Origin of the sequence: Verrucosispora sp. WMMD1129 (assembly GCF_029581255.1) — a bacterium.
Taxonomy (GTDB): domain Bacteria; phylum Actinomycetota; class Actinomycetes; order Mycobacteriales; family Micromonosporaceae; genus Micromonospora; species Micromonospora sediminimaris.
In genome coordinates, this window is sequence record NZ_CP120741.1 from 4424239 (window position 1) to 4437045 (window position 12807).

The following is a 12807-nucleotide window of genomic DNA, read 5'->3' on the forward strand; positions in this document are numbered from 1 at the left end:
ACAGGTGCGGAGTTGACGTTCCGTCAAGGAGACGAAACAAGCATGGCTATTGGCACCGTCAAGTGGTTCAACGCTGACAAGGGCTTCGGCTTCATCACCCCGGACGGCGGCGGCGCGGACGTCTTCGCCCACTTCTCGGCGATCCAGTCCTCCGGCTACCGCAGCCTCGACGAGAACCAGCGGGTGGAGTTCGAGGTCGTGCAGGGCCAGAAGGGCCCGCAGGCGGAGAACATCCGTCCGCTCTGACCTCTCGGTCACCCGGCGTCGGCCGGGTCACCACCGTGCACTGCGCACCGGTGGTGGCCCGGCCGTCCCTGTTTCCAGCGCGGGCGCGGGGCCGGCATCCCCGGCCGGTCCTGGTCGGCGCGTCAGGCTGGCACCGAGCGGCACCGCAAGCCTGAGTCGGCAATCAGCGTACCGATCGTCGGGTGGGCGACTGTCTTCCTGAACCGGCTCGGGAAGCCTGGCTGCGGGGGGAGGGGCCGGGGGGCTCCTGATCGGGTACGGGGGAGGAAGACCATGGTGGGCTCGGCAGCGCGTGAGCTGCTTCTGGTGATCGCGGTGGCGGCAGTCGGGCTGCTGCTGGCCACGGCCGTGACGTTCGCACCCTGGCCGGTCACACCGGGCGGGTCCGCTCCGTCCGGCCTGGTGGAGCTGCACCGACCGGCATCGACCGACCGTACGGGCACCGCGTCCGGCTGACGGGACGCGGTGCTCCGGTCGGGTCTTCGCGCAGACCCGACCGCGGTGCGCTTCCTCGCACGCCGGCACCGGCGGGCGCGCCGAGACGTTAGGGTCGGATCCGTGCCGACCCGCAGAGCGAGAATCCCAGCGACGAGGTATCCGGTCGAACGGTTCACCCTCGACAACGGCCTACGGGTCGTCCTGACCCCCGATCGCAGCGCCCCGGTCATCGGTGTGGCGGTCGTCTACGACGTCGGCATCCGCTCCGAGCCGGAGGGGCGCACCGGTTTCGCCCACCTCTTCGAGCACCTGATGTTCCAGGGCTCGGAGAACCTGGAGAAGCTGGCCCACTTCCGACATGTGCAGGGGGCCGGCGGCACCTTCAACGGCTCCACCCATCTGGACTACACCGACTACTTCGAGACCCTGCCGAGCAACGCCCTGGAGCGGGCGCTGTTCCTGGAGGCCGACCGGATGCGTGGCCCTCGGTTGACCGAGGAGAACCTGCGCAACCAGGTCGACGTGGTCAAGGAGGAGATCCGGGTCAACGTGCTCAACCGGCCGTACGGTGGGTTTCCCTGGTTGACCCTGCCCCCGGTGCTGTTCGACACCTTCCCCAACGCCCATGACGGGTACGGCTCCTTCGATGATCTGGAGTCGGCCACCGTCGCCGACGCCGCGGACTTCTTCCGGCACTACTACGCCAGCGGCAATGCGGTGCTCGCGGTCAGCGGGGACATCGACACCGCCGAGGCCGTCACGCTGATCGAGCGGCACTTCGGTGACGTACCGGCCCGTCCGGCACCCGACCGGCCGGACTTCGCCGAGCCGGACCTGACCGTCGAGCGGCGCACCGCGTACACCGACAAGTTGGCGCCGCTGCCGGCGGTGGCTTCGGCGTGGCGGGTGCCCGACCCGATCGGCGACTTCGCCGCCTACCTGCCGTACGTGGTGCTGGCCGAGGTGCTCACCGACGGGGACGCGTCGCGGTTGGTGGAGCGGTTGGTGCGCCGGGACCGCGCGGTGACCAGCGTCGGCGGCTACCTGGGTTTCATGGGCGACCCGTTCGACGTACGCGATCCGACCGCGTTGCTGCTCCAGGCGCATCTGCCGCCCGGCGGCGACGTGGACAAGGTGCTGCGGACGCTGGACGAGGAACTGGACCGGCTCGCCCACGACGGGCTCGGCGACGGCGAACTCGCCCGTACCCAGGCCCGGATGGCCACCCACCTGCTGCGCGAGACCGATGCGGTGCTCGGCCGGGCGCTGGGAATGGCGGTGCTGGAGCAGCAGCGCGGCGAGCCGGGGTTGCTCGGTGAGCTACCCAGCCTGATCGGCGAGGTCACCGACGAGCAGGTCCGGGCTGCCGCAGCCACCCTGCGCCCGGAGCGCCGCGCCTCCGTCGAGGTCCTCCCCGGAGGTGGGTCCCGGTGAGTGCGAGGAGTGAGCCGGGTTTGCGAGCCCCGCAGTCACGAACGGAAGGTGGGTCTCGGTGAGTGCGAGGAGTGAGCCGGGTTTGCGAGCCCCGCAGTCACGAACGGAAGGTGGTGCACGATGACCGCGATCGCACCGCGACGACCGTTGCCGCCGCTGGGACCGACCCGCCGGCTCAAGCTGCCCCGGCAGGCCGAGCGCACGCTCGGCAACGGGCTCACCGTCATCGTGGTGCGCCGGCCGGCGGTCCCGTTGGTGGAGCTGCGGCTCTGGATGCCCTTCGGACGGGCTCACCTGGCCCGGGGTCACCTGCTCACGCAGACCCTGCTCGCCGGCACGGAGACGATGAGCAGCGTGCAGATCGCCGCCGAGTTGCAGAAGATCGGCGGCGGGCTCTCCGCCGGGCTCGACCCGGACCGGCTGATGATCTCCGGCACCGGCCTGGCCACCGGGCTGGACCGGATGCTGGAGATCCTCGCCGAGGTTCTCACCGGGGCGAACTACCCGGCCGGGTGGGTGGGCGTCGAGCGGAGTCGGCTCGTCGACGGCATCGAGGTCGCCCGGAGCCAGCCGGCGCACCTGGCCCGTACGGCACTGCTCCGGCGGATCTTCGACAGGCACCCGTACGCCGTGCAGACACCGGAGCCGGAGCAGGTCGCCGCGGTCCGCCCGGCGGCGTTGCGGTCGCTGCACGCCCAGCGGGTGCATCCGGCGGGTGCGGTGCTCGTACTGGTCGGGGATCTGCGTCCGGAACGGGCGTTGGACGCGGCGGAGAAGGCCCTCGGCGGCTGGAACGGTGCCGGGCACGCGGTCGAGGTGCCGCCCGCCCCGCCGCTGAAACCGGGTCCGCTGCTGCTTGTCGACCGACCCGGTTCGGTGCAGTCGTCGATGCGGGTGGCGTTGCCGGCGGTGCCGCGTACCCATCCCGACCACGCCGCCCTGCAACTGGCGAACTTGGTCTTCGGCGGTTACTTCTCCTCGCGTTGGGTGGAGAACATCCGGGAGGACAAGGGCTACACCTACGGCCCGCACTCGTTGATCGAGCACGCGGTGGCCGGCTCGGTGCTGGTGGCCGCCGCCGAGGTGGCCACCGAGGTGACGGCACCGGCGTTGTTGGAGACGAGTTACGAGCTGGGTCGGCTCGCCACCGTGCCGCCTGCGCCGGACGAGTTGGAACAGGCTCGGCAGTACGCACTCGGCACACTCCAGCTCGGCATCTCCACTCAGGCCGGGTTGGCTTCGCTGGTCAGCGCGTACGCCGGCAACGGGCTGCGGCTGGACTTCCTGGCCGAACACGCGGCCCGGCTGGCGAAGGTGGGTGTCGACGACGTCACCGAGGTGGCGGCTCGCTATCTCGCTCCGTCCCGAGCCGTCACGGTCGTGCTCGGCGACGCCGAGCGGGTCGCCGCGTCACTGGCCACGCTGGCCCAGGTCGAGACCGTTCCCGTCCCGTGACGAGCGTGCGTCGTCGTGGTCGCGCGACGGTGCCGCACACCGGCGTGCGTAGTCGTGGTCGAGCGACGGTGCCGCACACCGGCCGGCGTTCCGGTGGAGCGCCGTGGTGAGCGAATGCGGGAACAGCAGCCCGCCGCTGGCCCGTTCGACGCTGGATCGCGCGGCGCACCGGCGTACCGATCCGCAGTGGCTGGCCCAGGCGTGGGCCGGAGCGCGGGTGCTGGTGCTGGACGTCGAGGCGGGTGGGCGGGCCCTGGTGCGTACCGACACCGCCGTGCCGGAGCTGGTGCTGGTGGCTGCCGACGACCTGCCGCCGGCCCTCGCCACCGGCGCGATGTTCCTCGGTGTCGAGCCGGACGGAGCGCCGGTCTTCTGTGTACACGGCACCCTGCCGGTGGTGCCGGAGACCCGGTCGGCCCAACTACGCGCCATCGGGCACCTGCTCAGCGACCGGGACGCCGGACTGTTCACCACCGCGTTGGCCCTGACCAACTGGCACCTGCGGCATCTCTACCACCCGGTGACCGGTGAACCGACCCGGGCGGACGAGGCCGGCTGGACCCGGGTGGACCCGACCGGCGAGCGGGTGTGGCCGCGTACCGACCCGGCGATGATCGTGCTCGTGCACGACGGGATCGGCGGCGGCGAGGGCCGGTGCCTGCTCGGCAACAACGCCACCTGGCCCAGTACGAAGCACGGGCGAAGGTTCTCCTGCCTGGCCGGCTATCTGGAGCCGGGGGAGTCGGCCGAGGCGGCGGTACTGCGCGAGGTCCGCGAGGAGGTCGGCGTCGAGGTCTCCGGCATCACGTACGCGGGCAGCCAGGCATGGCCGTTTCCCGGCTCGCTGATGCTCGGCTTCCTGGCCATCGCCGACCCGGGGCGCCCGCTGCGGCTGGATCCGGCTGAGATCGCCGAGGCGCGCTGGTTCTCCCGGCAGGAGATCGAGGCGGCGCTCGCCGGACGGACCGTCGAGGTGGGTGACACCCGGCTGCTGCTGCCACCACCCTCGTCGATCGCGCTGTTTCTGGTGCACCGGTGGCTCGACGGGGACTGCTGAGCGGTGATCTGGAGTGCGGCCCCGGTCCGTGACCGTCGTTGCCGCGGCGGTCACGGACCGGGGACACGGGCCGTCGTGGTCGGCTGGGTGAGGAACTCGGCGGGGGAGCCGGTCGACCACGACGGACGGGTGGTGGTTCAGGTGCCGGGCCAGCCGGGGGCGGCTCGTTGGTGGTGTGCGTCGTCCAGCGGCAGCACCTTGACCCGCTGCTTACCGGAGCGTACGGAGCCCACGGTGGCGATCGCGCGGGCCAGCAGCAGTGCGGCGTCGCGGTCGTCGGCGTGGACGACCTGGCGTCGTGGCTCGGGCCGGGCGGTCTCGTCCCGCAGCCGCTGGCCTCCGGCCCAGGCAGCGGTGATGTCGGCGTCGGCGGCGGCGCGAATGTCGGTGCGAACGATCAGGAACCGCATCTGGGTCTCCGGATGTGTCGCGACGGGTGGAACCGTGGAAGTTCCACGTCACTACCCCGCCATCGTACGCCCGGCGCTCGTCCCAGCAAGTGAAACGCGCCCAACGGTCCGCAGACCCGACCGATCATCCGATCCCTGCTCAACGTCGGTGCGGGACAGACGACGACGGGGCCGCCGGCTGAGCAGCCGGCGGCCCCGCCTCGTGTTTTGACCGGTCTGTGGGCAGGGTGGTCTGGCGGTGTGGTGTGGGTGTGTTCGTGGTGGTGTGGGTGAGGGCTGTTACTTGCCCTTGTGGATGGCGTTCTTGCGGATGACGGGGTATCGGGTGCGGCGTTTGCGGCGTTTTCCGGCGGGGCGTCCGGGGCCGGGGTGGCCGGGTTTCGGGTGGCCTGGTGGTTGCCAGGCGTTGCGCAGAGCGGGCGAAACCTGGCGGCGGGTCTGGCCGGGGGTCGGTGTCGTGGTGGTGGTGGGTTCCCAGGGCAGCCGGTGGTGGGTCAGGTGGGTGCGGGCGCAGAACAGGTGCAGGTAGGCGTAGGAGTGCAGGCGGAGCCAGGTGGTCAGGGTGCCGGGCTGGCGGGGGTGGAAGTCCGGGGCGTGGGCGGTGGTCTTCAGGTATCGGAAGTAGTGCTCGATGTCGAAGCGGGCCAGGTAGGTCATGACCAGGGTGAGCAGGTCACGGCGGGTACCGGAGTACCAGAGTGCGAGGTCGCCCGCGCGGCGGCTGGGGCGCAGGTGCTGGACCCGGGCGAGTAAGACGCTGCCCTCGACGATCGGGAGGGTGGGCTGGTCTTCGAAGCCTCGGCTGGCGCGGGTGAGTTTGGGGTGGACCTGGTGCCAGGCTCGGACGGTGACGGTGCCGTAGATGTCGAGTGGTCCGCTGACACCGGCATCCGGGTGCAGGTCGGGTTGGCGCAGGGCCAGGCGGAACCCGTGGCGGCGGGGCCGGCCGCCGAGGGGGTGCGCGGCCCGGCGTTCGGGTCTGGTCCACATGGTCTGCGAGGTCGCCAGCCTGACCAGGACATCCGCGGGAATCCCGCGTTCGCGCAGCAGATGGGTGATCCGGGCCGCGGGGTAGCCGGAGTCCAGCAGGAACAGCGACGGATCGGCCGGGCAGGCGCCGTCCTGGGCGCAGACCCGAGCGATGTGGTCCACGGTGACCTCGACCAGGTCGTCGTCGGAGGCGATCCGGTCGGCCAGGACCGGCACAACCCACGAGTCCGGGGTCAGGGTCAACCGGACGACATGCTGATACCGCCACCCGGTCTTGATCTGGGCCGCGCCGCGCGGGCCGCCCGGGGTGTACTGCGGCTGCCGGTCCGGGCTGGTGGTGGCGTTCGGCCGTGGCCACGCGGTGGTGTCGACGGCGTACACCCGGGGCAGGCCGGACCGCGCGGCGATCCGGCACGCCGCCCGCAACGCCCGGCCGGTGTCGATCTCGCCGTCGCGTAACGCCCGGTACGCCGCGGCGTGCCCGGTGACGGTGCCCAGCGACAGATGCGCCGGACAGCCACACCGGCCCTGATCGGCGGCCAACTCGTCGACCAGCGTGAACAACGTCCGCGACCGGGACGCGAGGACACCCTCGTACAACTCCCGCCGCCACGAATCCAACAAGATCCGGTCCAGCTCGCCGCCACCGGCACCAGTAGCCGTTACGCTCCTCATCGAGGACCCTGCCCATTGATGATCTTTGTGTGAGAACTCAGATCATGGACAGGGTCCTCCCCATTCCGCTAGACCTCGACCACCACGAATCCCCCCGATGGTCAAAACACGAGACGGGGCCGCCGGCTGAGCAGCCGGCGGCCCCGCAGGCGTACGCGCTAGTGGTTGTCGAACTGACCGTTTCTGGCACCGGAGATGAAGCCCTGCCATCCCGCCCGGCCGAACAGCAGCACCGGACCGCCCCGGTCCTTGCTGTCGCGCAGCGCCACCGCGGCGGGACCGTCGGACAGCGGTGCGACCTCCACACAGTTGGAGGTCTGGCTGCGCGTACTGGTGCGCCAGGGCGCGCCCGCGAGTTGGGCGAGGACGGATGGTGTGTTGCGGAACTCGTTCATCGTTGCGCTCCTGAGGTGAACCGATGGAACGAGTGGCACCGCACGTCCCCACGGTGGGCCGGTGCTGGTCACCGTTCCGTCAGGCGCCCGGAGGAACTGCGGCGTTGGGCCGGCGCCGTTGCCGGACCACTCGCCACAGTGGGCGGGGTCGCCGCGACGGACAACCGTCCCGACGAGTCGATCAGCCAGGAGAGGGTGTCCGTTGCGGAGAGTGCCGCCGTGCATAGCCACTCGAACACCACTTTATAGCGATTTAGGGTGATTGCCTCGGTCGACATGACGTCGGTGAAGCCACCTTCGATGGCGAGCGTCTCCGGATCGAGGGGGTCGGCGAACCGATAGACCGAGAACGCGGTCGGCGGGAGGTACCACTGGCCGATCGGAGTGTCCCGGGGAAGCACGTGCAGCGTGACGTTCGGTAGCATGGCCAGCTCGCAGAGCTGCGCCAACTGCTCATGGAGCACGTCGGGTGGCCCGGCCCGGTGGCCGAGCGCGGACTCCTCCAGCACCGCGGTGTAGCGGGGTGGGTCGGTCTCCCGGGTCAGCGCCGACTGTCGCGCCAGTCGGGCCCTGATCTCCGTCTCGATCTCGTCCTCGGCCTCCGGGGCGCCGGCAGCCTGGTCGACCTGCCAGGCCGAGGAGATCCGCATTCGCGCGTACCCGCTGGTCTGCAACAACCCCGGCACCAGCACCGGGTTGTACTCGGAGATCTCGGCGCAACCCGCCTCCAGCTCGGCGAAGCCGCGCTGCTGTTGCGTCATCGCCGGATAACGCTTCAGCCACCCACGCATGTCGCCGGCTTCGTGGGTGATGCCGAGCAGCTCCAGCCGGAGGGCGTCGTCGACGTGGTACAGGTCGAGCAGGTCCCGGACGTCGGCCGGATCGGGGCGGCTGCGGCCGTTCTCCAGGCGGGACAGTTTGGACGCGGACGCCCAGCCGATGCGTTCGATGACCTGGTCGCCGGTGAGTCCAGCGGCTTCGCGCAAGCGGCGCAGTTCGCCGCCGAGCCGGCGGCGGCGCAGGATCGGGCTGGGTGCGGCAGGAGGCACAGTGTCCTCTTTTCCGTCGACCGCCGCGGACGCGACGGTAACTGTATGAAATTCGCCCCCCACGGTCAGTATGGACGTCGCGACCGGCGCCGGAGGTACCGGCGGAGGGCGTGTCATCAGAAATACGCAGACCCGACAGCGACTCCGGTCGGCGCGATCCGCGTCGCCGGCCCCGCCGAAACCGCCCGCCGCACCGAGTCGCGCCACCGGAGGATCAATGCGCACCGTCCTGAGTCGCCCGGACTTCCGTCTGCTCTTCGGTGGGCTGTTGGCCAGCATGACCGCCGAGTCGATCCTGCTGCTGGCGCTCGCTGTCTGGGTCAAGGACCTCACCGGATCGGACGGCCTCGCCGGTGCCACGATCTTCGTCATCCTCGCGCCACGCACGCTGGCGCCACTGGTCGGGTGGTTCGTCGACCGGTATCCACGGCGCCCCTTCTTCGTGGCCACCAACCTCGCGACGGCGCTGCTGCTCACCCCCCTATTCGCGGTCCGCGACGCGGGCGACATGTGGCTGATCTACGCGGTGGCCGCGCTGTACGGGTTGTCGAACCTGACCGTCGGGGCGGTGCTCAGCCGCCTGGTGCGGGAACTGGTGCCGCCGGACCTGCTCGGCGAGGCGAACGGGGCGTTGCAGACGGCACGGCAGGGACTGCGGTTGATCGGCCCGCTCGCCGGTGCCGGCCTCTACGTGACGCTCGGCGGCTGGCTGCTGGCCCTGGTCGGAATGCTCGGATTCCTGGTCGCGGCCGTGGTGGTCGGCGCGCCACGGGCGGTCGCGGTGCCCGGCACGTCGTCCGCGTCGCACACGCCGCCCATGTCATCCGCGTCAGGCAGGTCGTCCGCGTCGCGCACGCCGTCCGTCGCATCGGCCGGTGGCGCCGAGCACCGACCGCGCTGGCCGCAGGAACTGGCCGCCGGGCTCCGCCACCTCGCGGGCGAGCCGGCACTGCGGCGGGCGCTGCTCGGATACGGCCTCGGTTCGCTGGTGATGGGCTTCACCGAGTCGTTGATCTTCGCGTACGTGGACCGGGGGCTCGGGCGGGAACCGGCGTTCGTCGGCGTGCTCTTCACCGTGCAGGGGATCGGCGGCCTGGTGGGTGGGCTGCTCTCCGCAGCCGTGCTGCGGCGGGTCGGTGAGCTGGGTGCCCTGGCCGTCGGGGTGGCGCTGTTCGGACCTGCCGCGCTGATGTTGGCGTACCCGAATCTGTGGCTCGGCCTCGCCGCGGTGCTGGTGGCGGGTCTGTCGCTGCCGTTGACCCTGGTCGGGCTGCACACCCTGATTCAACGACGGACACCGCCGGAACTGCTCGGCCGGGTAGCCGCCGCCGCCGAGGCGGCGGTCAGGTGCCCGCAGGCGTTCTCGATCGGCATGGGCGCGCTCGTCGTCGCCCTGCTCGACTACCGGCTGGTCTTCGCGTCGGTCGGCGTGGCGACCCTGCTCGCCGGCAACTACCTCTGGCGTGGCCGCCACCTGAGCCCACCATCCGAGCCGCCGGTACGGCCCGCGGTGCCCGCGCAACGACGAGCACCCGAGGCCGAGGTCGGTGCCCGCGCTCGAACCCCCGACCCCCTCCGGCGCAGTTGACCATGAAGTTGTTGCCCAGGTAGCTGGCTACCTGGGCAACAACTTCATGATCGGCGCGGGAGAAGTGCGGAAGCGTGCTGGTGCGGTCAGGCGGCGATGCTCGCCAGGTGCTGCTTGACCTGGTTGATCGACGGGTTGGTCAGCGCGCTGCCGTCGGCGAAGCGCAGCGTGGGCACCGTCTGGTTACCGCCGTTCACCTGCATCACGAACGTGGCGGCCGCAGGATCCCGCTCGATGTCGACCACCTGGTAGGCGATCCCCTCCCGGTCGAGCTGCGACTTCAGCCGGTAGCAGTAGCCGCACCAGGGAGTGGAATACATCGTGAGCATGGTCAGATCCTCCAACGTCGCGCCCGGTGGCTTGCCGATCAAGCACAGGCTATCCGCTGCAACGTTCGGGGAAGCTGCGACAATTCCCCGCTGTGGTGGTTAACTCCGCGTCCGAACGCGTGCTCGCCGGGCTCGATCCGGAGCAACGCGCGGCGGTGACCGCCCCGGCCGGCCCGGTCTGCGTGCTCGCCGGTGCCGGTACCGGCAAGACCCGGGCCGTCACGTCCCGGATCGCGTACCGGGCACTTACCGGTGAGATATCGGCCCGGCATGTGCTCGCGGTCACCTTCACCGCTCGGGCCGCCGCGGAGCTGCGGCAGCGGCTCGCGGTGGCCGGCGTGGCCAGCGTGCAGGCACGCACCTTCCACGCCGCGGCGCTGCGCCAGGTGCGCTACTTCGCGCCTCGGCTGCTCGACGGCCGGGCCATGCCCGAGTTGCTGGACAGCAAGGTCCGGTTGGTCACGCTCGCCGCGGCGCGAGCCGGCCTACGGGCCGACCGGACTGCGGCCCGGGATCTCGCCGGTGAGATCGAATGGGCCAAGTCCTCCCTCGTCGAGCCGGGTGAGTACGTGGTGGCCGCCGCCAAGGCGCTGCGGGAGACGTCGCACGAGCCGGCGAAGGTGGCGGAGGTGTTCGCCGCGTACGAGAGGCTCAAGCGGACCGGCGGAGTGATCGACTTCGAGGACGTGCTGCGTGCCGCGGTCTGGGGGATCGAGGAGCATCCGGACGTCGCCGAGCAGGTCCGCAACCAGTACCGGCACTTCGTCGTCGACGAGTACCAGGACGTCAACCCGTTGCAGCAGCGGCTGCTGGACGCCTGGCTCGGCGGACGGGACGACCTGACCGTGGTCGGGGACGCCTCACAGACCATCTACTCGTTCACCGGGGCCACCTCGGCCTACCTTGTCGACTTCCCGCGTCGGCATCGGGCAGCCACCGTGATCCGACTGGTCCGCGACTACCGGTCGACGCCGCAGGTGGTGGGGCTCGCCAACGCGGTCATCTCGCAGGCGCGGGGCACCGAGGCGCGGCTGCGCCTGGAACTGGTCGGGCAGCAGCCGGCCGGCCCGGAGCCGGAGCGGCGGATCTTCACCGACGAGCCGGCCGAGGCCGCCGCGGTCGCCGCCCGCTGCCGGGCGATGATCGACGCCGGTACCCCGGCCCGCGAGATCGCTGTGCTGTTCCGCACCAACGCGCAGTCCGAGGCGTACGAGAAGGCGCTTGCCGAGGCCGGCGTGCCCTACCAGGTCCAGGGGGCGGAACGGTTCTTCGAACGCGCCGAGGTGCGCCAGGCGATGGTCGCGCTGCGCGCGGCGACCCGGTCGGTACCGGGTGAGACCCCGTTGCGGGCGGCGGTGGTCGAGGCGCTGGCCGGCGTGGGATGGGCACCGGATGCTCCGCCGCCGGGAGGTGCGGCCCGGGAGCGGTGGGAGGCGCTGGCCGCGCTGGTGCAGCTCGCCGAGGAGTACGCGGCCACGCCGGAGATCCTGCCGCTCGGCGTGGCCGCCGCGGTGGAGCGTCCGGTCACCCTGGCCAATTTCACCGAGGAGCTGGCCCGGCGGGCGGCCCAGCAGCACGTGCCGACCGTGGACGGCGTGACGCTGGCCTCCCTGCACTCCGCGAAAGGGCTGGAGTGGGACGCCGTCTTCCTGGTCGGCCTGGCCGAGGGCACTCTGCCCACCACCTACGCGCGCACCACCGAGCAGGTCGAGGAGGAACGCCGACTGCTCTACGTCGGTATCACCCGGGCCCGGCAGTGGCTCTGGCTGTCGTACGCCTCGGCGCGCTCACCGGGCGGCCGGCCCCGACGAGCGAGTCGATTCCTGCCGCAACTTGCGCCCGCCGGTACGACGGAGCGGGTCGACGCGGGCCGACCGGGGCGGGCCCCGCAGCGGCGGGCCGCAACCCGGATCGTGTCCTGTCGGATCTGCGGCACCACTCTGCTCGCCGGACCGGACCGCAAGCTGGGCCGGTGTGCCACCTGTCCCTCCGACATCGACGACGAGCTGCACGAACGGCTGCGCGAGTGGCGGTCCCGGGTGGCCGGGGCACAGAAGGTGCCCGCGTATGTGGTGTTCACCGACGCGACGCTTGTGGCGCTGGCCGAGCGGCGGCCGGGCCGGGCCGAGGAACTGGTCGCGATCGCCGGAATCGGGCCACGCAAACTGGGCCTCTACGGGGAGGCGGTGCTGGCGTTGGTGGGGGGCGCGACCGTCGACGAAATCTGCCCGCAGAAAACTTTCTGAATCCGACCGTTAATTCGTTTGCCCTCGCCCGGCCGGCCGGCATAACCTCAGGGCACACCTCGGAAGGGGGCCCTGTTCGGGCTGCTCACGGGGTCTGTTTCCGGGTCGACCACGAGTGAACGTCAAGGAGGTGGCACCGATGGAGAGCTACATCTACCAGCGTCCGACGGCGCTGCCCGTTGCCGTCGCTCCGCTGTCGGCTGCCCTGACGACCGCCGCTCCGCTGACGGACGTCCGGGCCACCACCGTCGCTGCGCGACCGTGGGCTCCGCAGGTGCACCGGGCCGAGATTCAGGCCGAGCTGATCCTCGCACCGGTCACGAACGGGCTCCAGGGGAGCAGTGGCTTCACGGGCAAGGGCGTCGATGGCGTCAACAAGCGGATGGACGTCCGCGGTGTTCCACCTCGAGGTAGACCGGTCTGACCACAGACCACCGGCTCACCTCGAGGCCGCGGAACCCGCACACCGGGATCCGCGGCCTCAGTTTTTTTTGC

At 71.2% G+C, this 12807-nt stretch carries 13 protein-coding genes; 8 read left to right on the forward strand and 5 right to left on the reverse strand.

Going from position 1 to position 12807, the window contains the following annotated elements:
• Positions 1–42 precede the first annotated feature (42 nt).
• From O7624_RS20600 to nudC, 5 genes are all read left to right on the forward strand, one after another.
• A complete protein-coding gene (locus O7624_RS20600; RefSeq protein ID WP_013735772.1) occupies positions 43–246 on the forward strand; it encodes a cold-shock protein in 204 nt (67 codons plus the stop codon).
• A gap of 273 nt (positions 247–519) precedes the next feature.
• A complete protein-coding gene (locus O7624_RS20605) occupies positions 520–702 on the forward strand; it encodes a hypothetical protein (protein ID WP_093405125.1) in 183 nt (60 codons plus the stop codon).
• 102 nt (positions 703–804) lie between these two features.
• Positions 805–2118, forward strand: a complete 1314-nt coding sequence (locus tag O7624_RS20610; protein WP_093405128.1) for a pitrilysin family protein — start codon at positions 805–807, stop codon at positions 2116–2118.
• Between the two features lie 120 nt (positions 2119–2238).
• Positions 2239–3573, forward strand: coding sequence for a pitrilysin family protein (locus O7624_RS20615; protein ID WP_282236933.1), 1335 nt, complete (start codon positions 2239–2241; stop codon positions 3571–3573).
• 103 nt (positions 3574–3676) lie between these two features.
• Complete coding sequence (gene nudC / locus O7624_RS20620; protein WP_282236934.1) at positions 3677–4630, forward strand: NAD(+) diphosphatase; 954 nt, start codon at positions 3677–3679, stop codon at positions 4628–4630.
• Positions 4631–4767: 137 nt separating this feature from the next.
• On the opposite strand, the gene O7624_RS20625 is transcribed toward nudC, so the two are convergent.
• The 4 genes from O7624_RS20625 to O7624_RS20640 all read right to left on the reverse strand — a co-directional run bounded on the left by O7624_RS20625 (position 4768) and on the right by O7624_RS20640 (position 8149).
• Positions 4768–5040, reverse strand: a complete 273-nt coding sequence (locus O7624_RS20625; RefSeq protein ID WP_093405137.1) for a hypothetical protein — start codon at positions 5038–5040, stop codon at positions 4768–4770.
• A gap of 279 nt (positions 5041–5319) precedes the next feature.
• Positions 5320–6705: a transposase gene (locus tag O7624_RS20630; RefSeq protein WP_282236606.1), complete on the reverse strand. Its 1386-nt coding sequence runs from the start codon at positions 6703–6705 to the stop codon at positions 5320–5322.
• Between the two features lie 158 nt (positions 6706–6863).
• Positions 6864–7100, reverse strand: a complete 237-nt coding sequence (locus tag O7624_RS20635) for a DUF397 domain-containing protein (RefSeq protein WP_093405140.1) — start codon at positions 7098–7100, stop codon at positions 6864–6866.
• A gap of 68 nt (positions 7101–7168) precedes the next feature.
• Complete coding sequence (locus O7624_RS20640) at positions 7169–8149, reverse strand: helix-turn-helix transcriptional regulator (protein WP_282236935.1); 981 nt, start codon at positions 8147–8149, stop codon at positions 7169–7171.
• A gap of 217 nt (positions 8150–8366) precedes the next feature.
• Here O7624_RS20640 and O7624_RS20645 point away from each other — a divergent pair, with 217 nt between their 5' ends.
• Positions 8367–9737: an MFS transporter gene (locus O7624_RS20645; RefSeq protein ID WP_282236936.1), complete on the forward strand. Its 1371-nt coding sequence runs from the start codon at positions 8367–8369 to the stop codon at positions 9735–9737.
• 86 nt (positions 9738–9823) lie between these two features.
• On the opposite strand, the gene O7624_RS20650 is transcribed toward O7624_RS20645, so the two are convergent.
• Positions 9824–10066 carry a mycoredoxin gene (locus tag O7624_RS20650; protein ID WP_093405499.1) on the reverse strand — a complete coding sequence of 81 codons (243 nt, stop codon included), beginning with the start codon at positions 10064–10066 and terminating at the stop codon, positions 9824–9826.
• Between the two features lie 92 nt (positions 10067–10158).
• Between O7624_RS20650 and O7624_RS20655 the strand changes: the two genes are divergently transcribed.
• Both O7624_RS20655 and O7624_RS20660 read left to right on the forward strand, forming a co-directional pair.
• Entirely contained in the window at positions 10159–12312 is a 2154-nt protein-coding gene (locus O7624_RS20655; protein WP_282236937.1) for an ATP-dependent DNA helicase UvrD2, read from the forward strand.
• A 139-nt stretch (positions 12313–12451) separates the two neighbouring features.
• Positions 12452–12736 (forward strand): hypothetical protein, encoded by a 285-nt coding sequence (locus tag O7624_RS20660; RefSeq protein WP_093405502.1) that lies wholly within the window; start codon positions 12452–12454, stop codon positions 12734–12736.
• The last annotated feature ends 71 nt before the right edge of the window (positions 12737–12807 follow it).